At 45.9% G+C, this 26,515-nt stretch carries 16 protein-coding genes and 5 pseudogenes; 3 read left to right on the top strand and 18 right to left on the bottom strand.

Translation table 11 applies throughout. The features are described 5' to 3' along the window. A pseudogene (locus tag TZ48_RS22655) lies at positions 1-657 on the bottom strand (hypothetical protein); the annotation flags it as partial. A 203-nt stretch (positions 658-860) separates the two neighbouring features. Here TZ48_RS22655 and TZ48_RS22650 point away from each other — a divergent pair. Further along, the gene (locus TZ48_RS22650; RefSeq protein WP_112480921.1) at positions 861-1,310 is read left to right on the top strand and encodes a hypothetical protein; all 450 of its coding nucleotides are present in this window, start codon (positions 861-863) and stop codon (positions 1,308-1,310) included. An 80-nt stretch (positions 1,311-1,390) separates the two neighbouring features. On the opposite strand, the gene TZ48_RS22645 is transcribed toward TZ48_RS22650, so the two are convergent. The 10 genes and pseudogenes from TZ48_RS22645 to TZ48_RS22605 form a co-directional block, all read right to left on the bottom strand. Beyond that, positions 1,391-2,377, bottom strand: a complete 987-nt coding sequence (locus TZ48_RS22645; RefSeq protein ID WP_112480919.1) for a glycoside hydrolase family 16 protein — start codon at positions 2,375-2,377, stop codon at positions 1,391-1,393. A gap of 221 nt (positions 2,378-2,598) precedes the next feature. Next, on the bottom strand, positions 2,599-3,888 hold the full coding sequence (locus TZ48_RS25605) for a glycoside hydrolase family 17 protein (RefSeq protein ID WP_239671042.1): 1,290 nt from the start codon (positions 3,886-3,888) through the stop codon (positions 2,599-2,601). Then, positions 3,840-4,697 (bottom strand): glycoside hydrolase family 17 protein, encoded by an 858-nt coding sequence (locus TZ48_RS25600; protein WP_239671041.1) that lies wholly within the window; start codon positions 4,695-4,697, stop codon positions 3,840-3,842. Before TZ48_RS25600 ends, TZ48_RS25605 begins: the two co-directional genes overlap by 49 nt. Then, a complete protein-coding gene (locus tag TZ48_RS22635) occupies positions 4,655-4,993 on the bottom strand; it encodes a hypothetical protein (RefSeq protein WP_112480917.1) in 339 nt (112 codons plus the stop codon). The genes TZ48_RS25600 and TZ48_RS22635 overlap by 43 nt, the downstream gene beginning before the upstream one ends. A 472-nt stretch (positions 4,994-5,465) precedes the next feature. Further along, positions 5,466-7,063 (bottom strand): annotated as a pseudogene (locus tag TZ48_RS22630) (glycoside hydrolase family 16 protein). A gap of 335 nt (positions 7,064-7,398) precedes the next feature. Continuing rightward, positions 7,399-9,001: pseudogene (locus TZ48_RS22625) on the bottom strand (ABC transporter ATP-binding protein). Positions 9,002-9,011: 10 nt separating this feature from the next. Further along, positions 9,012-10,033: pseudogene (locus TZ48_RS22620) on the bottom strand (ABC transporter permease). After that, positions 10,034-11,121: pseudogene (locus TZ48_RS22615) on the bottom strand (microcin C ABC transporter permease YejB). 9 nt (positions 11,122-11,130) lie between these two features. Further along, positions 11,131-12,921, bottom strand: coding sequence for an extracellular solute-binding protein (locus TZ48_RS22610; protein WP_112480923.1), 1,791 nt, complete (start codon positions 12,919-12,921; stop codon positions 11,131-11,133). A gap of 226 nt (positions 12,922-13,147) precedes the next feature. Continuing rightward, the gene (locus tag TZ48_RS22605; protein WP_112480915.1) at positions 13,148-14,092 is read right to left on the bottom strand and encodes a sensor domain-containing diguanylate cyclase; all 945 of its coding nucleotides are present in this window, start codon (positions 14,090-14,092) and stop codon (positions 13,148-13,150) included. Between the two features lie 368 nt (positions 14,093-14,460). Between TZ48_RS22605 and TZ48_RS22600 the strand changes: the two genes are divergently transcribed. Beyond that, positions 14,461-14,652 (top strand): hypothetical protein, encoded by a 192-nt coding sequence (locus TZ48_RS22600; protein WP_112480914.1) that lies wholly within the window; start codon positions 14,461-14,463, stop codon positions 14,650-14,652. Between the two features lie 42 nt (positions 14,653-14,694). Here the strand turns inward: TZ48_RS22600 and TZ48_RS22595 are convergent, their stop codons facing one another. Beyond that, positions 14,695-15,582, bottom strand: coding sequence for a MalM family protein (locus tag TZ48_RS22595; protein ID WP_112480913.1), 888 nt, complete (start codon positions 15,580-15,582; stop codon positions 14,695-14,697). A gap of 276 nt (positions 15,583-15,858) precedes the next feature. Next, positions 15,859-17,142 (bottom strand): carbohydrate porin, encoded by a 1,284-nt coding sequence (locus TZ48_RS22590; RefSeq protein ID WP_112480911.1) that lies wholly within the window; start codon positions 17,140-17,142, stop codon positions 15,859-15,861. Positions 17,143-17,930: 788 nt separating this feature from the next. Here TZ48_RS22590 and TZ48_RS22580 point away from each other — a divergent pair. Beyond that, on the top strand, positions 17,931-18,938 hold the full coding sequence (locus tag TZ48_RS22580; protein ID WP_112480907.1) for a LacI family DNA-binding transcriptional regulator: 1,008 nt from the start codon (positions 17,931-17,933) through the stop codon (positions 18,936-18,938). Positions 18,939-19,057: 119 nt separating this feature from the next. Here TZ48_RS22580 and TZ48_RS22575 read toward each other — a convergent pair whose 3' ends face one another. The 5 genes from TZ48_RS22575 to TZ48_RS22555 form a co-directional block, all read right to left on the bottom strand. Then, entirely contained in the window at positions 19,058-22,513 is a 3,456-nt protein-coding gene (locus TZ48_RS22575) for a hypothetical protein (protein ID WP_112480905.1), read from the bottom strand. Positions 22,514-22,577: 64 nt separating this feature from the next. Next, positions 22,578-23,552, bottom strand: coding sequence for an ABC transporter ATP-binding protein (locus tag TZ48_RS22570; protein ID WP_112480903.1), 975 nt, complete (start codon positions 23,550-23,552; stop codon positions 22,578-22,580). A 7-nt stretch (positions 23,553-23,559) separates the two neighbouring features. Beyond that, entirely contained in the window at positions 23,560-24,513 is a 954-nt protein-coding gene (locus tag TZ48_RS22565) for an ABC transporter ATP-binding protein (RefSeq protein WP_112480901.1), read from the bottom strand. Beyond that, positions 24,510-25,502 (bottom strand): ABC transporter permease, encoded by a 993-nt coding sequence (locus TZ48_RS22560; RefSeq protein ID WP_112480899.1) that lies wholly within the window; start codon positions 25,500-25,502, stop codon positions 24,510-24,512. The genes TZ48_RS22565 and TZ48_RS22560 overlap by 4 nt, the downstream gene beginning before the upstream one ends. Positions 25,503-25,510: 8 nt before the next feature. Further along, positions 25,511-26,485 (bottom strand): ABC transporter permease, encoded by a 975-nt coding sequence (locus TZ48_RS22555; protein WP_042497360.1) that lies wholly within the window; start codon positions 26,483-26,485, stop codon positions 25,511-25,513. Between the last annotated feature and the right edge of the window lie 30 nt (positions 26,486-26,515).

Here is a 26,515-nt window from a genome sequence, read left to right as displayed (position 1 = left end):
GTCAATGATGTGGACTTCACCGTTAATGATTGTAACGGTGAAGTCACGCTCTTCCATCTCTGGACGGTCATCGCCAAACTCTGGAGCTTCAACTTCAGGATGCTCTACTTGGTCTACCCAATATATAGTGTCACCATTGACACCAACTGTAACTCTTTTGTCATCAACGGTAATCGTCGCTGTGCCGTTGCCATTGTCTACAACATTCTTAGCGCTAACATAGATGTTCTCTCCGGCAACAGTCACAACATAACCGCTATCGTTGCTGTCAGTTTCCCACGTGCCTAAATGGTCCATTGCAAGCAGATCTGATGACAGTGTTGGTGGGACGTCTTTATCCCCGTTGCTGCCTGAAGAAGATGATGAACTCAACAAACCAGCCACTAATGCAGCAGACACAGCACCCAGTGTAGCCCAAGTGCCGTTCGATTGTTTCTCGTACGCTACGTCATCGACAACCCCGATAGTACCTGTAGTCGCGTTTGTATACTGAGCGTCTAGCTGAGCTTGGACGGAAGCATCAATACCATCCATTTGCTCTTTGATTATTTGGCTCGTGTGAAAATTTGCTAGTTCAACATCTACTTTCGGTGTTGAAGCAAAAACTTGTGCTGAGAGGAGCGAAGAGATAGTAACGGCTAAAATAGAAGCTTTCATTTATGAGTTCTCTTAATGTAAACATGGCATCTTGCGAGGGTATGCCTCTTGGCTAGTCATTACATTATGGTTATTGAAAGCTATCCGAACAATGCAGCATGCTAGTGTTCGAGTATAAATTTGATTTATGGATATCTGTTTGGCCAGTGATTACTTGATTTCCTATAGTGTGTTCTTAGCCGCTAAACTGCCAGATTACGTGAATGTCCTTTTCCCAAGCATTTGCAACCTACGGCAGAGCAGACTTAGTCGACATTTATAATCTTGGTGCGTTTGCAGGTCGTATGCTTAGCCACAATATTTTAGTCTTTGCTTCAACATCCTATGAGTGGCGGAAAAATGTCTTTCAAAGCGACGACTTCCCTATTCTGAGTCCAAATTTCAGCACGCACCGTGAATGGAAAGCTAGCTTAGGCGCCAGCTACACCCCAGTGACTTGGCTAACCTATAGCTACGCGCTCAACCACGACCGAATCATGTCCGACACCCATTTGGAGCCGAGTATCTTTCATGCCGACTTTACCCTGACCTTTAAACCCAAATATGTAGAGCCTTACGTGAAATACCGATATGGCCAGCACCGCGTCCGTCCGGGAGAGCCAAGAACGACAGAAGGGACGTTTGAATTTGGCTTTAACCTGAATTTCCGATAGCAAAAAGAGATTACGGCCAAATGCATTCAGCATTTGACCTATTGGCGGCGATCTTTGAGTGATTGCTAGCAGCAACCGACTTACCTTCGTGCTCTCGACTTGTGTTTTTTAATTGAGGCTAGGGTTAACAAAGCGAAGAACGTCAACATCGAAGCAGAGCCACCGTTGTTTTCCGCAGTAGCTGGTGCTGTTGGTAACTCTGGAGTCTCAATATTGGGGTCGATGCGGGGCGTAGATTCATCACAGCGATCATCGTCGCTGGTGTCTGCTAGCTGACAATGGGCGATGTAGTCCACTTCCATGGTGGCACGTTGCAAGTTAGGATCGATTTGCCCACCTAACATGCCTCCCATGGCGACATTAAGTAGAACGAACATTGGTTCTTTGTAGCGTGGACACTGGCTCACATCGTGACGAATGACTTCGTGATCATCGATGAAAAAAGCAATGGAGTCGCTATCCCATTCAATGGCGTATCGATGCCAATCCAAGACATCTTGAGCACCATTCGTGTATGGGTGACGATATTCAGCACCGCACCCTGCAGTATTGAAGAAATTGGTGATATAACTTTGCGGCTGATTAGAAAACCACTCCCAAACATCAATTTCGCTCGCACCAGAGTTTGGCCAGCCAACATTGTCGTTGTCACCTTTTATCGGCTGCTCCGCGATTCTATTTTCTAGCATCCAAAAAGCTGGCCATGTGCCGCCTTCTAAATCGTGAAAACGAATACGAGCTTCAATCCGGCCGTACAAAAACTCCCGTTTGTCTTTGCTATTAAGACGACCCGATGTCCACGTTTTGGTTTGCCCACCCAACGTCATACATTGGGTGGTTTGCTTTCTCGCGATGATTTTCAAAGTGCCTTCGGATACATCATAGTTACGCAACTCGCTAACATCATCGTCGGTGTAACACTGCACTTCGTTGTTATAGTTTGCTTGTGTTTGCGCCGTCCAGTTGTCCCAATTGACACCTTCCCCTTCAAAGGTATCAATCCAATGAACCTCCCATCCAGCATGCGCTTTAGGGGCGATAACGCCGGCAACTAAAACGCCAAACATCAAACCAAGCTGTAAAGCCTTTTGTTAACCATTTCATTTCTCCTGCATTTCAGGCAGCACAAAAACCACTTGCGACACGATGATCGAAGCAGAATTGTGCGTAGAGATTATTGAAAGTGGTGATGGCATGACTGCCATCACCTATCGGTAGTTAAGTTCTACTGTTCATTGAAGTAGGACTTATGTGACCGCTCCTAATAAGCGGCACTCATACTAGGCAATTATTCAAACCAAGAGATATTACGAACCTGAATATCTGCATCAGTCAGGCCTACTTTGGTGGTACCGTGTACAATAAACGGCTGAGTGACTTGGTTTAAGTTTGGATCGCTTGAGAACTCACTGATATCAACTTCAAACGATTGCCACTCGGTTGTGAGCTGGCGCTCGCCTTCGTTAAAGCGAATCGTGTGATTGGTTGACCATTGCTCCCCCTTATCCGATTGGAAACCAACGCCAAATCCAAATTCAGCAAGTGCCTTACCACCGTCCGTAGAGCCACGAATTTCAAACTTAAGCGTTTTCACCGAGGTAAAATCACGGCGACTGTCGTCACCAATGTGCGCTCCCCAGCCCCAATCTTTCGCAGAGTTCGGTGAAGTTGCGACCGTTAACACGCCTTCCTCGTCTACGCCAGCCCAAGCAGTGTCTTCCCAAGCATAGGCTCCAGCACCGCTGAATAGACCCGCACCAAGAACTTTGAATTCTCCTTCTACTGGCGGCTGTTCAACGGGAGCAAATGGTGGCGGTAGAACATCATCAAGAAGCGACGCATAGATCCCGCCGTAACTGGCAGTAAAGCCATTACAGTCACGAGTCAGACCTAGCGCATTGAGTGTGTCGACTTTGTCCCAAGCGACATACTTAACGTTGCAGTCGATATCGATAAGGCCAAAGTTCTTCTCTGAGTGACCAGGGTTGTCACCACCTTTCCATGGCTCGTCAAACGCTTGGAAGAAGAACAGCGATACGCCTTCGTTGTTAGCGAAATCACGCATGTCGTCATGGAACATCTTCTGTTTGTACTCATCAGCGGCTTGTGTGCCACCCTCGCCGTAGCCGTCGTTTGAGTTGGTAGACCAACCTGTCTCACCGATATGAATTGGTTTTGTTGGATCCACACTATTCACGAACTGCTGCGCCGCAGCATATTGTTCAAGTGAATGCTTGTACGCTTTCTGCATAGAAATGGCGATTTGTTGTTCTTTAGTCAGTGTTTGATCCGCTTCAGCCACCTTCCAGTCTTCCTTAAACTCTGGATGATAATGCGTATCGTGGTGGGCATAAGTGTGCAAAGATACATAGTCCACGGCCTGTATCAGTGCTTTCAGATCCGCTTGGTCACCGTAGTTACCATTGGCATCAATACCCGCCCAGACTGCCCAGTTATCGGAGGTGGTGATCCAAAGGTCTTCAGTATCACTGTTTTCCAGCTTCCAGTTTTGTAGGTCGTTGACGTGATTTAAGATGATTGAAGGATGAACCTTATACGAGGCAGCCCAATCAACCATGCTTCATTACCCACCGCAATTACTTTGACGATATCTGGGTAAGCCAATGCTAACTCTTTTGCTTTGGCAAGTTCTAACGCATTATTTGGCGAGTCCACAGATGAGTCGATAGGCTCACCCGTCCACGCGTTGTTTGCATCTATCCAAACGCCAAGCATGACATACATTTCAAAACTATTACCATCCGCGGCCGCTTCATCTTTAAGCTGGCGAATCGCTTCTAGCAAGTTCTCTGTATTGCTCTTGCCATCAGTGCCAATAAATCCTTGCGTGTTGTAGGTGCGAACCACTTTAATACCCATAGCATTAAGGATTTTCATGTCTTCTACATGATCAGAGACTGAAGGAACAAGGTCACCAGAGGCACGGGTATCGCTACGCCATGCGCCATAAGAGATGGCTTGATACTGAGGGTTACCCAAAAGCGGCTGACCCGTATCAGATACCGGGTAGCTCTCTGGCATCGGTTGCTCTGCTAGGCCATCCCCTTCAAGGCGAACATTGTCCCAATAAAACACTTTGTCGCTGCCCACGTTTCCAAAGTCGAAAAACAGACTCTTCTTGTCGTAGGTAATAGCCTCGCTCAACTCACCTTGATTCAAGTCGGTAAAGTCAAAAGTAAGCATCTCCCATTCATTCGCCTTAGTCGTTGTCACTAGCACTTCGGCAAACTGAGTACCATCGTTAGAATTTTCAACTTTAAGTAGAACTGGTACATCGACCTCTGGTGAATAAACCCATGCAGTGACAATGCTTCTTTCAGCGCTCAGATCCAGGCTAGTGCTGTCTGCAATCGTACTACCAGCCAAGTTTCTGCCCCAGCCACTTTCGTCGTTTTAAGTACTGAGCCTGTGACAGACATAGACGTTGGGTCTGGGTTAATCGCGTTCGTTTCTGTGAACGCATTACCAAAGTCGATTGGCGCTTGGGATTTCACATCCATTTGATAATCGGGCGTGACAGAAACGGTAATTTCGCTACCGCCACCGTTATCTCCACCCTGGTTACCACCATCCGTTGTCGTATCTGTAGAGTCTGAACCACAAGCCGCGAGCATCGCTGCAGCAGTGGCGAGGACAAGAGGTTTCAAACTGCTTTTGATCATTGTAACTTCCTTGCGTATTGGAATTTCTTATTGTTTAAGGCGCGTGGCACCATCATTGAACAGCTCAAAAAGATAGCACTATCTAGGTAAGCGCTTTCTTTTGGAAACAAAGAAAACACCGATAAAGCCTCTTTTAATTTCACCAACTTTGGCGAACTCACTATTGGCGAAAGCTTGTATAACTAGTATTAATCAACATTTTCTGAGTGTATAGCGGTTAAAAAAAGTTGTTTCCGTAAACAAGAAAACCATCACCACAAAGAAAGCGCTTACTTTTATGAGAAGTAAATCGAGGCTCTCTTCTAACGCGTAGTCATCTGCAAATTAACGATATGTGTTTTGCGTTTAGATAGGGAGCACGCTGCAGAAGTTCTCCTTTTTAAGGGGATTACTGGATTTAAACTGCATTTCTAAAACCAAAAAAGGAGCATACAAATATGCTCCTTTGATTCAGCTAAAATACTTCTATCAGCTATCTTTCGAATCGAATATTGTCCAGCTTAAACGTCATTGCACCTTGCGGTTCAAAGACTAAAAGATTATTCACCGCTTTAGGATCCGCCTGTGAGCCAGGAGCAAAGCTGTTATCACTGTCTAAGATATCAGCGATGGCTATCTTCACTTGTCCCCATTCGCCTTCTGCCGGCGTTGGTACGACATAGTCACTCGTATTTGGCCAGCCACTGTCCATCTTGATAAGTAGCTCAGTATCAGAGCCCTGCTCTACTTTGATATCAAAAATTAAGGTGCCGTTTTTCTTCCAATCTGTCATGTCAGTCACTGGAGAGCGGAAGTAAAGGTTACCCGCACCGTTTTGCTTGGTGATTTCGAGTACCGAGCCACGTCCGGCTTCTTCAACAACCGCATGTTCCACTAGGTTAACCGGGTCGTAACTTGCAAACGCCAGTGCTGCATTTAACGTGTCCGTGAAAACATCCAGCGTTGGGCCGTCGGCGTAGCTATCGTCTGCTGCCAAAATGGCTGGCGCAGCATGACCTTCTACAAGCTTCGCAAGTTCAGAGCGACTAGAGCAACCCTTGCCTTTCCAGCGGTCGACGCCACATCGGTATACTTTGACATAATCCACCAGCATGGTTTTCGGATAATCACTATCATCAACACCCTGTTGGTTCGCATTTGCAGACCATGAGCCGCCAATGGCAAGGTTTAACAGTAGATGAAACTTCTCATCAAACGGGGCTGCACCTTTTGCATTGACCAATAGGCCTTTTTCTTTTTCATACTGGCTATACCAACCATCTTGGGTCTGCGTGGCATAATGTAAGTTGTCTACGTACCAGCGGATTTCGCCTTCTTCCCATTCAATTGCGTAGGTGTGGAATCCGTCAGCCGGGTTCACGCCCTCTGGTAAGGTTGCGCCTTGACCACTGTACACATTGTCTGGCCACTTCTTACCATAGTGCAAGCTGCCATAAATACGGTTTTCCTGATCGCCAGGTTTAGCATTTGGGGCATCTGATTGAGTCTTGAGGTTCACGGCCTCCATGATGTCAATTTCACCAGATGCTGCCCACGTGCCGTATTTGTTTTCTGTCGGAAGCATCCAGATTGCCGGCCATGTACCTTGACCTGTAGGCAGTTTGGCACGGATTTCAAAACGACCGTATTTTTGGTCGCGTTTATCTTTGGTGCGAAGCCTCGCTGAGGTGTAAGGTAAGGTTTTTTCAGGTCCAGCTTTACCCTCTGGATTGTCAGGCCCCGTGTAGCGCTCTTTGTGCGCGACGATGTGCAGCAGACCATCTTGCACAAACGCGTTTTTACTTCGGTTGGTGTAGCACTGCTGCTCATTATTACCCCACCCCAGCAGTTTTGCTCCAAGCTCCAGTTGCGTTTGCTGATGCTGTCACCTTCAAACTGATCTTCCCAAACCAACTGCCAATCACCACTCACCTCGACCGGTGCATTAGTTAGCATCACGGGCGCTTTAGTCTGAACCAAAGTGGTGTCTGCTTCTTGTTCTTTATCTGTGTTTGCACAACCAGACAGTAACGCAACTGATATCACTGACCCCAATAGCGTTGGGCTTAAATTTGCTGTTCGCTTTTCCATTCGCATCACTACTCCTTGAATACGAGTATGCCTAAACCGATTAAAACTGATGACTCTACACACTCATCTAACTGAACGCTCAAAATGAAAGCGCTTACTTTTAAAGTGAAAACACAAGCGTTGTTTTTGACGCCAATATCGATGAGTTTTATGTATTTTTGCTGCCCATTTAGCGCTTGCAGCCCGTACTACTTAGTTCACTACAATTCAGGCATCTTGTACACAGCGTTAAAAATCCCGTTTGCGAAAACTAGTGGGTCGTCACCAAAAAGAAAGCGCTTTCTATTGCAAATCCAAAACCATGCCCAATTAGTGAACTAGCCGCGCTGGCGCGGCTAAAATGCAGAAAGAGAGACGAGTGTCTTAGTGTATTCTTGTTCTGGACTAGCAAACAGTTGCTGAGTATTGCCTTGTTCAACAATCTGACCGTCTTTCATCACTATCGTGTAATGACATAGCGACTTAACTACATTCAGGTCATGACTAATAAACAGATAAGTAAGCCCGTGCTTTACCTGAAGCGCTTTGAGCAAATCCAGCACCTGAGCCTGAACCGTGCGATCCAGTGAAGAGGTAGGTTCATCGAGCAGAATAAACTCAGGTTTTAAAATCAGCGCCCTTGCGATTGCAATACGTTGGCGCTGACCACCGGAGAACTCATTTGGATAACGATGACGGGTTTCTGGGTCTAAATCGACTTCACGCATCACATCGCAAATCATTGAATCCAAAGTTTGTTCATCATGCTCAAAGTGTACACGAAGGCCTTCACCAATGACTTGTGCTACTGACATTCGTGGGTTAAGTGCAGAAAACGGGTCTTGAAACACCACTTGCATTCGACTTCGATAAGGCAGCATTCCTTTCCTGTCTAAGGTTTGAATATCTTGCCCGTCAAACTCAATCAGCCCTTCACTTTGAACCAACTTGAGTATAGCCATTCCAGTCGTCGATTTACCCGAACCACTCTCTCCCACCAGACCAATTGAATGCCCCTGCCTTAATTCAAAGTTCATGTTGGTCACTGCTTTCACGTGATCAAGAACCCGCTTAAACAGTCCTCCCTTAATTGGGAACCATACCTTGAGATCTTCTACTGAGAGCAATGGTTTTGCGCTTGAGCTGACTTCAACCGGTAAACCACGAGGATCTGAATCGATAAGCTTCTGAGTATAAGGATGAGAAGCTCATTGAACACCTGCTGACATTCGCCGACTTCTACTAATCTGCCTTGCTGCATCACGCTACGCGATCAGCAATACGCCTTACGATACTTAAATCATGGGTGATGAATAGCATCGCCATACCCATCTCTTCTTGAAGCTCTTTAAGCAAGTCAAGAATTTGTGCCTGAACCGACACATCAAGCGCCGTGGTTGGCTCATCCGCGATTAACAGCTCCGGTTCATTAATCAGCGCCATAGCAATCATCACACGCTGACGTTCTCCACCGGACAGCTCATGCGGATACGCAGTAATTTTCTGCTCTGGGTTGCGAATACCCACTTTCTTAAGCCAGGTAATCGCGTGTTGTTCCGCTTTATTGGTGCGCATACCTCGATGAATAGACAGGGTTTCTACCAACTGCCTACCCACTTTATGAAGCGGATTGAGCGACACCATCGGCTCTTGGAAGATCATCCCAATCCGACCACCACGAATACCTCGAAGCTGTCGCTCAGAGCAGTTCAACATATCTATGTCATCGAACCTAATATGACCATTTAAGTAGTGGCTCGAGCCCTTTGGCAAAAGTTTAAGTATGGAATTAGCGGTGACTGACTTACCAGAACCACTTTCACCTACCAATGCCAACGTCTCGCCTTTTCGGATATCCAGTGAGACGTCGAAGGTCACTTGTTCAACGTTTTTGCCTCTGCCAAAGCCGACGGACAAACTGTCGATTGAGAGCACATGTCTTGGATCGTCTTTCGTCATAGCGCTCTCCTTAGCCTTGTTGATGTGGGTCGAATGCATCGCGTACCGCTTCACCAGCAAAAACCAGCAAAGTCAGCATCAGCGATAACACAGCAAACGCAGATAAACCAAGCCAAGGCGCTTGCAAGTTGGCTTTACCTTGCGCTAAAAGTTCACCTAGTGACGGAGAGCCCGCAGGTAAACCAAATCCTAAAAAGTCGAGTGAGGTCAGTGTGGTTACCGAGCCAGACAGAATGAAGGGCATCATAGTTAATGAAGCACCATAGCATTAGGCAACATATGCCGCAGCATAATGCGCTTATCGTCGACCCCCATAGCATGAGCCGCCTTAACATAGTCGAAATTTCGACAGCGTAAAAACTCTGCACGTACCACGCCAACTAAGCTCATCCAACTAAACAGCACCATGATCCCGAGTAGCCACCAAAAGTTGGGCTCCACAAAACTAGATAAGATAATAAGTAAGAACAGCGTCGGCATACCCGACCACACTTCAATAAATCGCTGGCCAAATAGGTCAACCCAACCACCGTAGTAGCCTTGAGTAGCACCAACGCCAACGCCAATCACGCTGGAAACAATGGTTAGAATAAAGCCAAACAGTACCGAAATACGGAAACCGTAAATCACTCGCGCCAATACATCGCGCCCTTTGTCGTCGGTACCCAACCAGTTCACGTTATCGGGTGCAGACGGCACTGAGGCAACGATATCGTAGTTAATGGTGTCATAGCTAAAGCGGATAAGTGGCCAAATCAGATACCCCTTCTCCTCGATCAGCTCAATGACATACGGGTCGGTATAATCCGCTTCGGTTTCAAATTCACCACCAAATTCGGTTTCGGCGTATTGTTCAAAAATCGGGTAATACCACTGATTGTCATACTCCACCAAGAGCGGTTTATCATTGGCAATAAACTCAGCAAATAGGCTGAGGACAAACAGCAACATGAAGATCCATGTAGACCAGTAGCCACGTTTATTGGCTTTAAATCGCTGCCAGCGCGCTTTTGTAAGAGGGTTCATTGCCATTTATCGCGCCTCGAAATCGATACGAGGATCTACCCACGTATAAGTTAAGTCAGAAATAATGCTCAAAATCAGACCCAATAACGTCATGATGTACAAGGAGCTAAACACCACTGGATAATCACGTTGAATCGTGGACTCAAAACCCAGTAAACCAATGCCCTCTAGCGAGAACATCACCTCAATCAACATTGAACCAGTAAAGAAGATGCTAATGAATGCCCCTGGGAAGCCGGCAATGATAATCAACATGGCATTACGGAACACATGCTTATAGAGGATGCTGCTTTCATCCAGACCTTTCGCACGCGCCGTCACCACATATTGCTTGTTAATTTCATCTAAGAATGAGTTTTTAGTCAGCATACTAAGCGTGGCAAAACCACCAATCACCATTGCAAGGATGGGTAGCGTTAAATGCCAGAAGTAATCAATAATCTGCTGATACCAGGTTAACTGGTCGAAGTTACTTGATACCAACCCTCGCAGCGGGAACCAACTGAAATAGTTACCGCTCGCAAAAAAGATAATAAGAATGATGGCAAACAAAAAGCCGGGGATGGCGTAACCGACAATCACCACGGCACTCGACCAGATATCAAAACGAGAACCATGATGAATCGCTTTTAAGATCCCAAGAGGTATGGAGATCAAGTAGATAATAAGCGTGCTCCACAGACCAAGCGATATCGAAACGGGTAACCGCTCTTTGATCAAGTCAATCACATTGCCGCCACGAAACAAGCTATCGCCAAAGTTAAACATGGCGTAGTTTTTCAGCATATCGAAGTAGCGTTCGTGAAGCGGTTTATCGAAACCAAACTGAACCTTAATCGCTTCCACGACTTCAGGATCAAGACCACGAGAGCCCTTGTAGCCTGTAGCGACATCCCCCTGCCCTGCATCAAGCTCTACTTCGGTACCACCACCGCTGAATCGTTCCATGATGCCAGAGTCCAAGCCTTGCATCTGAGCCAAGGCTTGTTCGACAGGCCCACCAGGGCAATCTGAATGATGAAGAAGTTAATGGTTATAATCGCCCACAGTGTTGGTATCACCAACAACAAGCGTCGGAAAATATAGGCCGCCATGCAATCCTCTTATCGACGTTTTTCAGGAAGCTTTTGTGCCTTCTGCTCTGAAATCCACCAAGTATCCACACCTAAATCATAAGTAGGCAGAACATCCGGACGCTCAAACTTATCCCAAGTCGCGACACGGTACTTTTTGATGTGCCACTGAGGAATGATGTAGTAATTCCATTGCAGCACTCGATCTAATGACCGTCCGAGAACCTTTAATCTTTCCGGGTCGTCTTGGCTGTCTGCAATCATATCGGTGAGCGCGTCAATAACGGGATCTTTTACGCCCGCTTGGTTATAGGTGGAGTCGATAAAATTCGAATTCCAAACAATTTTTAGGTTTGAACTTGGATAGCGATGTGCTGAGTAGCTAGAAGACACCATGTCATAATCACGGTCTCGCCAGCGTTTGAGGTATTGAGTGGTGTCAACGGTGCGGATGCGCATATCGATACCCATAGCTCGCATGTTCTTTTGAACAGGTATCGCGATACGCTCTGTGGTCGGACTGTAGATAAGAAGCTCAAAACTCAGAGGTTCACCCGTTTTAACATTGGTCATGACCTTATTTTTAAGCTCCCAACCCGCTTCTTTAAGTAGGGCAAACGCTTTACGCATTTGTGGACGAATCCGGCCAGATCCATCCGTCACAGGAGGATTGTATTCGTCAGTAAACACTCGCGCTGGAATTTTATCTTTAAACTTATTCAGTACTTCTAGCTCTTCTGACGAAGGTAGCCCTTTCGCCTCGTAATCCGTGTTTTGGAAGTAGCTACGCGTTCGCGTGTACTGATCATAGAACATGTTGCGATTCATCCACTCAAAATCCATGGCATAGCTTAACGCCTCACGGACTTTCGAGTCGCTAAATACTGGTCGCTCCGTGTTAAACACAAACCCTTGAGTACTCATAGGCTTATGGTGTTCGATCTCTTCTTTCTTGATATAGCCACGGTCAAAATTACTGCCCGTGTAAGAGCTCGCCCAAAACTTAGCGCTCGACTCTTGCCTAAAATCAAACTCACCCGCTTTGAACGCTTCTAGCATCACCGTATCGTCACGGTAGTAGTCGTATTGAATGATTTTGAAGTTGTTGCGGCCTACGTTAACCGGAAGCTCTTTAGCCCAGTAGTCGTCGTTAAGCTGATAAGTCAATGTCTGACCCATTTTATAGTCCACGATTTGGTACGCACCGCTGCCAACTGGGGGCTCATTAAGAGGTTCAGAAAAGTTCTTATCTTTCCAGTAGTGTTCTGGAAGAACTTGGGTACCTTGAGCAAGACCGAACAGTTTCTCTTTATTGGGTACTGTCATTTCAATTCTAGCGGTCAGCTTGTCTATCGCCTTAACGCTTTTTACGTCTTTGTAATAGGCCCTGTATTGAGGTACACCTTCTGCCATAAATTTGTTAAAGGTAAACTCAACATCCCTAGCGGTAATTGGGACGCCATCACTAAAGCGCGCTTTAGGGTTAATATCAATTTCTAACCAGGAGTAATCATCGGAATAACGTATCTTTTCTGCGATAAGCGGATAGTAAGAATCGACCTCATCCCCGGAAGGAAGCATCAATGGATCATATAGCTCGCCAGTCGCAGCAGCGGGTTGACCGCGAGATGCATAGCGATTGAAGTTGTCGAAGGTACCCATCTGCCCAAACGTGACTTTACCGTACTTTGGTGCATCGGGATTAACATAATCGAAGTGTTTGAAATTTTCTGGATACTTAGCGCTACCGAATCCGGTCAATGAAGTGGTCTCAACCACGTTAGCTGCCAGTACCGCCGATGAAAACAGCCCTACTCCCATCGCGACTACTGCGTGTTTTATTACCGCGTGTTTAATTAACGTCATCCTTTCCCCCGAAATGAAGAAAGGGCGTCTAAGGCGTCCTTTCTTCGCTAGCGTAATTTTTGCTTATTTTCTTAAGTATATAATTATAAATAGCTGTATTTGACGGGGTTTTCAAGGGTTCGAAGGAGGAGTTATTTCAATATTGGGTTAAACCTTTGCGGTGATGAGACCAAGCGATGAATTAATCGCCACATTGACTACTTTGTTGGATCCTGTGTGTTTCTGGGCAGTACATGTGTACTCGACCTGAGTTACCTTTTTTCGATTTGTAGAGTGCCTTGTCAGCTCGCTCGATAATGTTGCTGTCATCAGAGGTATGTGTGGCCACACCAATTGAACAGGAGACCTTAAATCGAATACCGCTGCTGCTCTCAAATTCCAGCGCATCAATCTTACGGGATAATCGAGTTGCCAGCGTATACGCTTGATGGACGTCACTGCCTGGCAGCAACAGTACAAACTCATCGCCGCCGTAACGGCACAGCTTGTCTTCCGAACGCGTGCATTGATCGATCACTGTCACCACATCTACTAAGACGCGATCACCAATAGAGTGGCCATACTTGTCATTAATCGGCTTGAATCGGTCGACATCAATAATCAGCAAAGAGCTTGATACACCGAGATCTCGATATTTGGTTTTCTCTTCTTCTAACGCCAAGTGCAGGTAACGGCGATTGAAACAACCCGTTAGGCCATCGGTGTTTGCTTCCTCTAGCAGCACTTGTCTCTCGGCCATATCTTTTGACACATCAACAGCAAAACCGATAACACCTAATACTTGATTGTTCTTTACGATAGGCGATGACACGGTGAGATGGTAAAGCTCGCTATCATCAATCGAAAAAGGAATCTTTTGCTGGCTAGGCTTTCGCCTCTCAACCACTTGCTTGTCATTCAAACGCATCATTTTAGCGGTACGAAAACTAAACAAATGCCAATCCGTTTTACCTTTTATACCCTCAAGGGTTACACCAAAGGTATCGAGCACTTTTCTATTCACGTACTGATAGTGACCGTCTACATCTTTAATAAAAATGTAGGCATCGACCGCATCGAATACCTCGGATAGACCAAGTAGTTCTTCGCTGGATTCATGTTGAGTCGATAAAATCAGATCAAGCATACATTAACGCTTTGAGTGCACCGTGTTGAATATAATAGCCTTAGAGTTTATACCCAACTTTCTGAGTTTGCAGAAGAAGGTGGCTATTTTGTCGCCGCAAATCCTAATTTTGATAGCTAGAACACATTTTGAACAAGGGTCACACAGTCACCCTACAAAATCTTATCTAACAGATTGACAGAGCGAAAATTTAACTTGAAATGCATCACCAAAAGAGATGACAACGGGTGTTTTAAATGCCGATACAAAGGGAAATAGCCTTGCGCCACAGGCTTGATAAATAGCCGATAACCGCTAGTCTTAGTACGACAAGTGTGATTTAAATCACATTAATTGAGTCGTTGAATCTTTCACTACAGGATTGAGTTATGAGAGCACTACTTATTGCGACGCTAGCATTGGGCTTTTCCCTCTCAGCAAATGCCGCGCAACTAGAGCCTGCCGGAGTAGCAACTGGACAAGGTGGCGCGAATGTTTGCCTCTATAAAGCTGCGGGCTCTGAAACGATTGTTTATGCCTTATATAGCAACACACCTTGCCCTACCCTTACCAGCAAGTAAGGCAATGACAGAGTAGCGTATGTTCTACTCTGTCACTTACGTCTAGTACTTCTTCATTGCGTCTACAAAAGCCTTCTCCGCACTTTGCGAACCCAGCGCTTCTGCTTCTTTAGATAGCCTTAATGCCTTCTCAAATTGTCCTTTCTCGACGGCACGCTCAATCGCGGCATTAAATGCTTGTTCTTTTTCCGCTGTAAGTGCGTCCCCTGGCTCTACTTCAACATACTTCTCCGCGACTTGCTGACGCTCTTGCTGCTGAGCTTCTGTTTCCAGGCGTGGCCCGGTCGGCTGATAATCTAGCTCGAGTGTGACAAGACCGATCGCGGCGTGAGGTATCTCGTTGGTGGAATAAAAGGGATCACTCGCCGACACTTGTCCTGATTGCAGAGCAAACTCACTCGGTGGCATTGGCTCTGAACTTGTTGCCATAGCCTTATCAGTGGTGACGATTACCAAATAGCTTGGCGCGCTCCCATCAGGATAGCGGTTTGGAACCGAATACTCACCAATAAAACCCGATTTGTACAATAGCGAACTTTCGCGATGCTGAATGACTTTATCGTCAATCACATCAATGACTTGATAGTTACTGTCTAATATAAGCACGGTAGGCACTAAGACTTGTTTGTCGATCACTGAGTATACAGTGAGATCGATGTTGCCCAGCGCGTTAGGCAATTTTATTCCTTGAGCAAAACTGCGCCCAGTCTTTAGTGCCACTTTTGCAGACTGAGGGGTAAGCAAAACGTCCAACGAACCAGGCTCTGTGACATGTTGATAATTGAGATTTGCCAGTGATTGGCAGCACCCCTGAGCCGAAGCAAGCTGCTCATACCCGAGCACATCATCACCGCTTGGTACGATTTGATCTTGTTTTGCACAACCAAATGTCGTCGCGAGTGCTATCGCGAGAATGGTTTGACGTAACATGGCAACACTCCTTACTGCTTATGGCTACGTTATGAAATAAACTATCTTAACCAAAAAGTAACCGCTTTCACGATATATTGTCGGAAAGTTAGAGCTCAAACAAAAAAAGCCACTCTAGAATAGAGTGGCAAGACGAAATTAGCGTTGATAAAGCGAGAACCAAAACCCTTTATCTTTAGCATAAACACAATATAAATCATGAATATTGTGAAAAATACGGATATGCTCTCTCCCCGTGATATACATATCCGTCCCCTCTATAGACAGTGGCTTACATTACCACCACATATCCGCTTGGATACCGACTAGTAGGTCTGCCTTGTCGCGGTTTGAACCATCCAGGTAGGTCGCTAGGAAGCGAATTTCTGGAGCAGGGCCAAAGCCTGTACCTACTGTTACTGTTGGTGCGACAGTTAGTTTGTAGTCGTAGCCACTGCCACCATTACCATTCGCGTCAGAGTAGTCGCCATATTGGTAACCCGCTTCTGTAGCAATTGACCAGTTCTTAGAAATCGGGAATGTTGGACGTACCATCGCCGATGCCCATGAATCTTTACCACGTTTTTCTAGGTCGTTATATTGACCTTGAATTGAGTGGAAAATACTTACGCCGTTTTCGAAGAAGTAACCGCCCCAAATTAGCGCACGAGTCGATACGTCACCAGAGTCTACTTTCTTCATATTTGCAGGCCCCATAGCACCGCCGTAACCAGGCTTCCATGCATTATAGGTAGTAATCGTACCACCTAATAGCTGACCAGAGCCTAAGCCTTTACCTGCTTGAGCAATATATTTCGTAAAGCCCTTTTCAGACAAACCAAATACTGTATCAGAATGATAGATACCGGTAATTTCCATACCTGTATCTGCGTATTCTACGTCATCAACGAAGTTGTCAGGAAGGTATTTACCCATAGCGTGAACTTCGAATGAACCAAAATTAACACCAACATGAGCAGAATGCATTGGATTATTATCATCGAGTCCCCAGTAACCACCCTCTGCATTGTCACTTGCGATATAAGCAAAATCCCACTTATTGCCACCAAGTTCAATACCTTCTACACCGACACCAGTACCAGACATATCGGTATAGAAAAAGTCTGTCATAAAGATGTAGTTGTCTTTACCATAGAAACGTTTACCACCCCACATTGTGCCCGTTTCAGTCACACCATCAAATTCAACGAATGTCTCAATCAAGCCAATGCTGCCGTTCGCTGCATCCGCGTTGGTACCTAATTGGTTTTTACCTGCGGATTGTGCGTTGTCTGCGCCAGCACGAGTCTTAATACGAATAGCTTGACCGTCTGCAGTATCAAAGTTCTTTTGTAGAGCAAGCTCAAAGTGGTTGTCTGATTCGATACCTAGACGACCTAATTTTTCTTTTGTCGCAGGGAATTTTGAACGTTTAAAATCATCGTTCTTACTATACAATGCACCTGCACGGAAATAACCATGGAATTCGAAACCTTGTGTATTTTCAGCGGCGATCACGTTTGAACTAGCAACACTTAGACCAGCCATTAGGCAGGCAAGCGAGATTTGTGATAATTTCATTATCAGCTCCTGATTTATTATAAATTGTTTTCCGTTTTTTAAGTGCTAAAAAAATAAATTGGCAACCACTGCTTTTATTTAATTGGCACTAATATTTAGAAAGAGAATGAAATCAGACCCCACCTGAATTCACACTACTTCTAGTTTTCACCCCTCCCTTTAATAAAGGAAGAAAATAATTCATTGTTGCTTTATCTATTACTAATCAAAATTTTGGTCGCAAGATACCCCCAGCTATTAGCCGAAAATAATCATTTTTTATAGCGTCATTTACATGTAAGCGCTTACTTTAATGCGCTAACACTATTTTCGTTTGATCAGCTCTATCCTACGCAATACTCTTTCAATTACCCGATATGACGACACTTTCATGTGCCATTGGTTTGTCAGCCACTCTCATTGAATAGAAAGCGCTTTCAAAATAGGTGAAATATTATGAGGAACAGTGACGATTGAAGCGCTGGTTCCTCATTGCTTGATAACCATATTAATGGCAGGTAAACACTATGTACACAGCATCCAATTCAACGAATGAACAAAACATGAAGCCCATCACCAGAAAGAAAGCGCTTACTTCTACTAATGTGGCGTCTATCACTAAACGTGAGAAAGCAATTCGATATGATGCTTTCAAGCCTACAAATCGCAAGCCAGATCACAGAATGCCGTCGTGGATTATGCGTTCCACGCTCGAATTACCAATGACCTGTCTATTTGTAGTATAGTTAAAAGGGGTTATTGAATAAATTTCTAATAATTTCAATAAGATTGAATGATAGGATCGAAAATTGATTACGATAAAAGAAGTCGCGGAACTTGCCCAAGTATCCCAAGCGACGGTGTCGAGGACACTCAATGGCCACTCTTCTGTAAAAGAAGCCAACAAACAAAAAGTGTTTGCTGCAATGGAAGAACTGGGCTATCAGCCTAATACCTTTGCGCAAGCGCTTGCATCAAATCGCTCATGCAGTATTGGTATGCTCGTGGGGACTTTAGACGGCCCTTTCTATGGCCCAATGATGCATGAAGTTGAGAAAGTGGTTCGTTCAGAAAATTACCATCTGATCATCACCAGCGGTCATGAAGAGTATGACGAAGAACATGAGTCAATTCGCTTTCTACGTTCAAAGAAAGTTGACGGGTTGGTACTCACTGTCGATACCCTTTCCGATAGTGAGCTGCTTGAGATTTCTCGTCAAAATGAAGCGACAGTACTGATTAACCGCTACATTCCAGAAATGGCCGATCGCTGTATTTGGTTAGATAACGAAAAAGGCGGCTTTCTTGCCACTGAGTATCTAATTAAAAAGGGTCACACACAAATCGGTTGTATCAGCGGTCAGTTGAGTAAAGTGGACAGTCGCGATCGTCTTCAAGGCTATCGCAATGCGCTTAGTCACTATGGTGTTGCTTATAATCCGAATGGTGTCGTTGAAGGTCGATTCGACAATCAATGCAATCACGATGCGATTCGTCGTCTTTTGGATCGTGACATTCCACTCACCGCCATTTTCTGTATGAACGACAACATCGCAATGACGGCATACACACTTTGCTTAGAGCGCGGTATCAAAGTTGGTGAAGATATTTCAATTATTGGTTTCGATAACGTACCTTTTGGTCAACATATGACACCAGGTCTCACCACCGTTGACTTTCCTATTCAAAAAATGGCCACCGCCGCTGCCAAGAAAGTCATGGCCATTGTTAAAGGTAAGAGTACCGCATCGCAGCCTATCGAACCCATTGAACCGAGTATTATCAGCCGTGGTTCAGTTAAGACATTGAGTAGCTAATACACTTAGTCATTAATAAATAGCACCGCTAGCTCAAGTCTTAACACGTTTTTCTCCCATTCATTCATAAAAAAAGGCAGGACAATTCAATGTCCTGCCTTTTTCTTTACGCTTTGTTTCTAGATAACCAGTTTTTCCGCTGGAATCGTCACGTATACCGCTTTCACCTGACCACTGCGATCAAAAATGTGTTTGCTTAGATTCTCAGGAATCATATTCGACACTTTTTCAATCTTAGGACCATTGACTAACTCCACGGTAAGAGACACTTCGTTTTGCTCTTCACTCAATGTGTACACAAATGGTACCTGACACAATGTGAATGCAAGACTACCTACTTCTACATCAATTTGATGCTCCTGACCATTAAGGTCGAAGTAGTCAAACGTAACTGCCTCAGTTAAGAACTCAGACTTATCAAGCAAGTTCGGAGTGATTTGAATCTCACCATCCGTGATTGCAATACCTAGCTCACCGAAGCGTGTGATCACTTCTTCTTTCACCTGACCTGTCATACCTGGTTGCTGTGCACCGGCTTGTTTTGGTGTGTGTGAGTATGGGTCAGTTGGGAACGCACCATAGACTAGAGGCGTTTTATTGAAACCAATACCTTCACGGACTCGGTAGTAGAACTCAGCCAATTGCTTCGTTTTCTCTGTATTACCCAGCTCTACCCATGCTTGCTGATAGTTCTCTTGAACCGCTAGCAATAGCTTTGAAACCATGTGCCAGTAAATACAGCCCAAGCCCTCGTAGCCAAACATGGTGCCAGAACGTCCCGTAAACGCTTTGTGATTGAAGGTCTGTTCGTAGATATCAGCGACTTTCTCCCAATCCTGGCGTCCAAAACGCGGATAGTCTGCCGCAACTTGTTCGATGCGTGCTTCCAGTACACCGGCATTTTCGAAATCAGCGTTGAAGTGAACTCGGTTTTCAATATCTTGGTTCACAATACGCTTGTCACCGTTCTCTAGCATCGCTTGAAGCAGCGCGCTATTGTCCACGAGGTTCTTAGTAATGTGGTTCTTCTTTAAGAAAGCCGTTAAGTCACGGTCAGGATAGAGCATAAAGCTCAGTTGATCTTCACGGAACATCTCGCTATCGAATAGCTTAGTGAGCAAATCAACCGCTTGTGTCGCATCTAAGATGCCCGCACTTAGAATAGCAACTTGACCTTCAAGCATCGGGTACAAGTACTCAACATTGGCACCATCACCTTGCAAATCAAGAATGTTGTATGCGTTATACAAGCCGTCTTCACGCTTGTTACTGTGGATCGTATGGTCAAGTAGCGTCTTGGACACGCGAAGTAGCTCTTCCACTTCCGTCATCTCAACCGTTGACTTACCTGAGAAACCATTGGCGTACACACCCACACGGTATTCTTCTGCCACTTTTGCAAGCTTAGTCAGTAACGCTTTACGTGACTGAGGCGTGATCTTCTCAACACGCAATGACGCCGCTGCTTCTGACAGTACTTCACTGGTTTTGGCCAGCCAAGTTGCGACTTCACTTGATAGCGCAACGTTAATTGGCGCACGGCAAATGAGTTTTTGCATGAAGGTAACGTAGCGGCGCATGTAGTACAGCGTCACCATAGACAAGCCATTACCAACAATCGCGTTGTTCGCATCATTCCACTCTGGGCGTTGCGTATTGAGCCAAATACCACCGTCGATCACGAAGTTACTCAGCTTAGAAAGTAGCGGCACCAACAGTTTCTCTAGCAGGTTAACTTGGTAAACTTCACCATTGCCACTCATCACTAAGCGACCATCACTGCCGATGGTTTCCGTCAGTTCTTCCGTTGTCGCCTGCTTTTGCTCGTTGAACGTAACGGTGTCTTTCGGGTTAGCAAACAACTGCTCGACGCCAGAGATCTCATAAGGAACGTTAGCGTAGCTGTATGTCTCTTCACTTAGCCATTCGATAAGGTCGTTGCTTTGGTACTTATCCGCCAATTCAAGGAATTTAAGCAAGTAGATGATCTGGTGGTCACCCCAGTAGCCAATGTTGCTCCATGGATCATCTAGGTCTAACAGTTCCCAATCGACACCCTCTTTTGTAATGCGGTAAGGGTTGTAACCATCAATGGTCGATGCGTTAACAAACTTCGCCACAAACGAGCCGATGAAGTTTGGATAGCTGAGTGCCATCGCTTCCCAGTTTTGGAAAATATCGCGCCAGTTACCCTGGTACGCAAGCAAACGCTGACCTTCTTCATCACGTACTTTGATTTCAAAATGGTTCCAAGGACGGCTTGGATCACCATGGCGACGACCGAATGTAAGTGGTAAATACTCGTAAGCCATGCGCAGTAACTGCTGATCACCGGTATCTTTCGCCATAGACACCAATTGCGGGTGAGATAGGTTCTCTGGCAGCGTACGCAGCAGTGCTGAGTGCTTCTCTACCACCTTCTTGTTGATACGAGTGAACGTTGCTAGTACATCGTTGCTGTCAAGCTTATAGCCATCAACAAATACGCCACCACGCATGTTGTTAAACAACACGTTAGCGTAGTGGTGTACCGCGGTCTCTTCTGATGACGTCAGCTGCCATGCATCCGCACCGGCCATCAGTAACTTGAGTTCATCACGATTGGCTTTCACATCTTTTTCAACAGTTGCTGCGATTTCATCGTCTAGGACAAGCTGGTTTTTCAACACAGCAACGTCAGCGTGTGACTTATCAATATCCGCGATGATAGTCCAAGATTCACTGTCACCAGCAGAAAGCGATAGCGACTGAGTGATAAGGAAAGCACCACGCTCACCACGGGTTAGGGATTCAGCATTCAGCGGCAATCCTTTACGGAAATTCGCCACATCTTTGGCACTCAGCGTCACTTGCTGAGCATTAGGCGCGATACCGAATACCGTTGTTGCACGCAGTGATTCTGCAGGCTCAGCACGGTCACTCAGCTTGGCGTACATGCTGTAAGTCGCCATTGGCAAATCTTCGATGCGCTCGTTCCATTTGTACGCGTCGACCAGTGCGCTGCGCGTTTGCAAAGCTTGCAGTGGTGCACCGGAAGGTAGCAAGTTTTGAATACCATCAATGATGTCAAACTCAACCGCGCTCTCACCTAAGTTAGTCACATGCGTTTCACGAACGAAACCAAACTTGTCTGACGTAGACCAACTGTATTGATAGCCCAGCCCCAACGTATGGTTTAGCTCTTCAAAGATGATTTTATCGCCGACCGCGTTTTTATAAAGATTACGCTGCACGTCATATAAACCGTCGTGGTGCGGGTTAAACGGTTCCCAAAGCGCAGGTTTGCCCTCACCTTTTTTAACACGCAGTACCGCTTTTGAGCCTGTGTTGTCAGCATTCTCATGAATATGATCGACTGAACGATATGGGAATAACGCGTTTTCAGGGCGAGTACGACCTGCGGATAGGCTTCCCGTTGAAGAGATAAATAGCCAATGGTTGCTGGCAGAGACGACACTGATAAAAAACGGTGCCATCTGATCGACGTTAGAAATCTGATAAAAACGTTCGTCGTTGATAGTGATAAATTTTCCGTGTACTTCAAACGCTTGATTAGCTTGTAATTGTTCCGTCATATTGGTCACTTCTGATTTTTGTAAGCGCTTTCTTCAAGGCGCAAAATTTTTGGGATTCTTTAAGTTACATGTTGTGGCAACGAACAAAGTGTTGCTCGGAGATCTGTGTCGTTTCAGGCATCTCTTTGGTGCAAATCTCAGTTGCGTTCGGGCAACGTGTCGCAAATGGACAACCTACGCTCGATGGTTTCCAAAGTGGGATCTCACCTTTCTTCACGGCTAGATCGCGACGACCTGCATTGCCCACTTCTGGTACCGCTGACAGTAGCAGTTTCGAATATGGGTGCTGAGGATTCTGAGTCACGCTGTCGCTCTCGCCCCACTCCACCATATGGCCGACATACATCACCGCTGTTTTCTCAGCAAAGTAACGTGCTGTCGCGATATCGTGAGTGATATACATGAACGAGATACCATGCTTATCTTTTAGATCCGCCATCAGGTTCAAGATACCCAGACGTACCGACACATCGAGCATTGAAATCGGCTCATCCGCCAAGATCACTTCTGGATCAACGGCAATAGCACGCGCAATCGCTACACGCTGTCTTTGACCACCACTTAGCTCGTGAGGGAACTTCTCTGCGGTTTCTTTTACCGGTGTCAAACCCACCAGCTCAAGCAAGTCATACACCAATTGTGGGATGGCTTTCTTGTCTGCACGGTTGTGAATCATCAACGGACGTGCGATGTGGTGATAAATTGTGTGCACTGGGTTTAGTGAGCCAAACGGGTCTTGGAAAATCATCTGCACCTGACGTGCGTATTCCAACTGGCCATTGTTTTCGATGTACTCATCGATTGGCACGCCTTTGAAGTGGATATCACCTGCGGTCTTGTCATAGATTTGAGTCAAGATTCGCGCACCCGTACTTTTACCAGAGCCTGATTCACCTACAATCGCCAGCGCTTCACCCTTACGAAGTTCAAACGACACATCGTTTACCGCTCGCATTAGGTTTGATTTAACCGATTGACCTAGAGGGAAATCTTTAACCAGGTTTTTCACCGATAGGATGACTTCGTTACTTTGCATCATTAATTCCTTAAACCAAATGACAAGAGACTTGACGGCCGTTCGCTAGCGTTGAAAGCGCAGGTTCTACTTTCTGACACTTCTCAATACACTCGTGACAGCGAGCTTGGAAATTACAACCTGTTGGGATATCAAGCAGGTTCACTGGGTTGCCTGGAATACCAAACAGTCTTTCTTTAGGACCATGAATCGTCGGGAAAGACGCCACCAAACCTTTAGTGTATGGATGCACCGGAGCACCAAATACTTGCTGAGCCTCACCTAGTTCAATCAAGTTACCGGCGTACATAACACCAATACGGTCTGCAATCTCACCCATTAGGCTCAAATCGTGACTGATGAACAGAATCGAGAAGCCAAATTTGGTCTTTAAGTCATACAGTTCGTTAAGGATTTCACGCTCAACTACAACGTCCAGCGCCGTTGTTGGCTCATCCATGATGATCAGCTTTGGCTCAAGCGCTAACGCTACCGCAATGACCACACGCTGACGCATACCACCACTCAATTGGTGTGGGAAGCTCCCCATTCGGTCACCGTGAATACCAACGATAGACAGCAGTTCCACCGCCTTTTCGTGAGCTTGTTTATACGGGATTTTCTTATGTGCCAAGATAACGTCAGTCAGTTGCTCACCAATGGTAATCACCGGGTTTAATGAGTTCATTGCACTTTGAAATACCACTGACACGTCGTTCCAACGGAACTGGCGCAGCTTACGGTCGTTCATTTTTAGTACATCTTCACCCTTGTACAGGATCTCACCTTCTGAGATAAGCGCTGGCGCTTTGTGCAAGCGAGAGATAGCAAACGCAAGCGTACTTTTGCCACAACCTGATTCACCCGCAATGCCTAACGTTTCACCTTCATTGATGGTCAAACTCACATTGTTTACGGCACGAGCGACACCGTTTGGCGATACGTAATCGACACAAAGGTTATTGATTTCAAGTAAAGCGCTCATCGTAGGCCTCTCTTTTTATCTGCTTCTTTTTTCAGTTTGTGCCACAGCTTGATGTGTGGGCCAGTACGAAGTTTCGGGTTACTCACTTGGTCAATCGACATGTTAATCAGTGCCAATGCACCACCAGTAATCGCCAGTGCCATAGCTGGAACCATCATTTCCCACCATGCTCCGGTGTAGAGTGAAGACGACGTTTGTGCCCAGTAAAGCATTGAGCCCCAGCTCACTTCCGTTGCATCACCTAGACCAAGAATACCAAGACCAGCTTCTGCACCCATTGCGTAGATAACGGTACCAAGGAAGCCACCAAATACGATTGAGATAAGGTTTGGCAGAATCTCTACCAGGATAATGCGAATTTTTGATTCACCCATTACTTCAGAAGAAATAATGAACTCTTTGTTACGGATTGCCATTGTTTGAGAACGTATCACCCTCGCGCCCCACGGCCAGGAGGTGATACCGAGCAACACCGTAATAACGAGGGACCCCACCTGCCCTAAGAATGCTGCGAGTACAATCAGTAATGGTAACTGCGGGAATACCAAAAATACGTTAGTTAAGAAGTTCAAGCGTTCATCAATCTTGCCACCAAAGTAGCCAGACGATACACCCACCAGCACAGCAATACTCATCGCGATCACACCAGCAGTCAGTGCCACTGTCAGTGATTTGCGTGCTCCGTAAAGCACTTGGCTGTAGACATCACGACCACTACGAGTAGAACCAAGTACATGCTCTGCGTTCGGTGCCACGTGGGGGCGAGCAACGCGGCGCTCTGGATCGTGTGTTGCCAATGCAGGAGCAAAGATGGCACCCGCTAAGACGATAGACAGTAATAAACCGCCAATGATTGCAGGTGGGTTACCATAGAAGAAGGCGTACACCTTACCCAGTTTTGATTTGATATTCTTCCACGAGAAAGCAGATTCTCTCACCGCTAATTTGCTCTCGCGGTCATATTTATGAGCGTCAATTAACTTTTCCATAATACGGCCTAGTTGGAAATTCGTGGGTCAAGCCAAACGTAAAGAAGATCGGCGATAAAGTTAGCAGTGAGTACTGCGGTCACTAAGATAAGCAGAATGGCTTGGATTAGCGGGTAATCACGAGCAACGATACCTTTAAGAAGAATGTTGCCTAGACCTTGGTAGTTAAACACCACTTCCGTCATGATTGAGCCTGCGAACGAGAAGCCAATCGCCATCGCAATAGCGGTTGCAACCGGCAAGATAGCGTTACGACCCGCATAGCGATACATGACTCTAAAGCTACTTAGCCCTTTGGCTTCGGCCATAGTGACGTAGTCTTCACCTAACACGTTAATCATCGCGTTACGCATGTTGAATACCCAAGTGGCAATACCCACCACAACCATTGAGCCCACAGGTAGCACAGCGTGCTTAGCAACACTTGCAATGAACTCCCAAGTCCAACCTGGTTCTAGAGAAGGATCGTAAGTGTATGCGAGCGGTAGCAGCTCCATTTTCAAACCGAAGAAGTAGAACAAAAGCAGAGCGGTTACGATGTATGGAAAATTACTGATGAAAGCCAATACTGGCGGCACGACCTGACCAAAGAACCCTTCGCGGCGGTAAGAGGCATAAGTACCGATGCTCACACCAATGATCAGAGCCACAATCAGTGAGCCCAGCGCAAGGAACATAGTCCAAGGCAGCGCCATAGCAATCACCTCAGATACGTTGATTGGGAACATCAACACTGAAGGACCAAGATCCAAAGTGAACACACTTTTAATGTAGTGAATGTATTGAACAAATACGTTGCCATCAACGAAGCCGTACATTTCACGAACCGCATCCATTTGAGCGGGATCCATACGACCCTGAGCAGCAGCAAACAGTGCGTCGACTGGGTCACCTGGCATCAGGCGTGGCAACATAAAGTTGAATGAGATTGCGATTAAAAACGCAGTAAAGTAAAAGCCAAAGCGGCGAGCTAAAAACGACATAGCAATACCTTTTAATGTGGGGTCTCAGGC

Source organism: Vibrio variabilis (assembly GCF_003263785.1).
Classification (GTDB): Bacteria; Pseudomonadota; Gammaproteobacteria; order Enterobacterales; family Vibrionaceae; genus Vibrio; species Vibrio variabilis.
This window is presented reverse-complemented; position numbering and strand designations above follow the sequence as displayed.

Excerpts from the sequence above, each read along its gene's own strand:
- TZ48_RS22650 (WP_112480921.1), top strand. The coding sequence starts at position 861 with ATGTCCTTTTCCCAAGCATTTGCAACCTACGGCAGAGCAGACTTAGTC.
- TZ48_RS22645 (WP_112480919.1), bottom strand. The coding sequence starts at position 2,377 with ATGTTTGGCGTTTTAGTTGCCGGCGTTATCGCCCCTAAAGCGCATGCT.
- TZ48_RS25605 (WP_239671042.1), bottom strand. The coding sequence starts at position 3,888 with ATGGTTGATTGGGCTGCCTCGTATAAGGTTCATCCTTCAATCATCTTA.
- TZ48_RS22635 (WP_112480917.1), bottom strand. The coding sequence starts at position 4,993 with ATGATCAAAAGCAGTTTGAAACCTCTTGTCCTCGCCACTGCTGCAGCG.
- TZ48_RS22610 (WP_112480923.1), bottom strand. The coding sequence starts at position 12,921 with ATGGGAGTAGGGCTGTTTTCATCGGCGGTACTGGCAGCTAACGTGGTT.
- TZ48_RS22605 (WP_112480915.1), bottom strand. The coding sequence starts at position 14,092 with ATGCTTGATCTGATTTTATCGACTCAACATGAATCCAGCGAAGAACTA.
- TZ48_RS22600 (WP_112480914.1), top strand. The coding sequence starts at position 14,461 with ATGAGAGCACTACTTATTGCGACGCTAGCATTGGGCTTTTCCCTCTCA.
- TZ48_RS22595 (WP_112480913.1), bottom strand. The coding sequence starts at position 15,582 with ATGTTACGTCAAACCATTCTCGCGATAGCACTCGCGACGACATTTGGT.
- TZ48_RS22590 (WP_112480911.1), bottom strand. The coding sequence starts at position 17,142 with ATGAAATTATCACAAATCTCGCTTGCCTGCCTAATGGCTGGTCTAAGT.
- TZ48_RS22575 (WP_112480905.1), bottom strand. The coding sequence starts at position 22,513 with ATGACGGAACAATTACAAGCTAATCAAGCGTTTGAAGTACACGGAAAA.
- TZ48_RS22570 (WP_112480903.1), bottom strand. The coding sequence starts at position 23,552 with ATGATGCAAAGTAACGAAGTCATCCTATCGGTGAAAAACCTGGTTAAA.
- TZ48_RS22565 (WP_112480901.1), bottom strand. The coding sequence starts at position 24,513 with ATGAGCGCTTTACTTGAAATCAATAACCTTTGTGTCGATTACGTATCG.
- TZ48_RS22560 (WP_112480899.1), bottom strand. The coding sequence starts at position 25,502 with ATGGAAAAGTTAATTGACGCTCATAAATATGACCGCGAGAGCAAATTA.
- TZ48_RS22555 (WP_042497360.1), bottom strand. The coding sequence starts at position 26,485 with ATGTCGTTTTTAGCTCGCCGCTTTGGCTTTTACTTTACTGCGTTTTTA.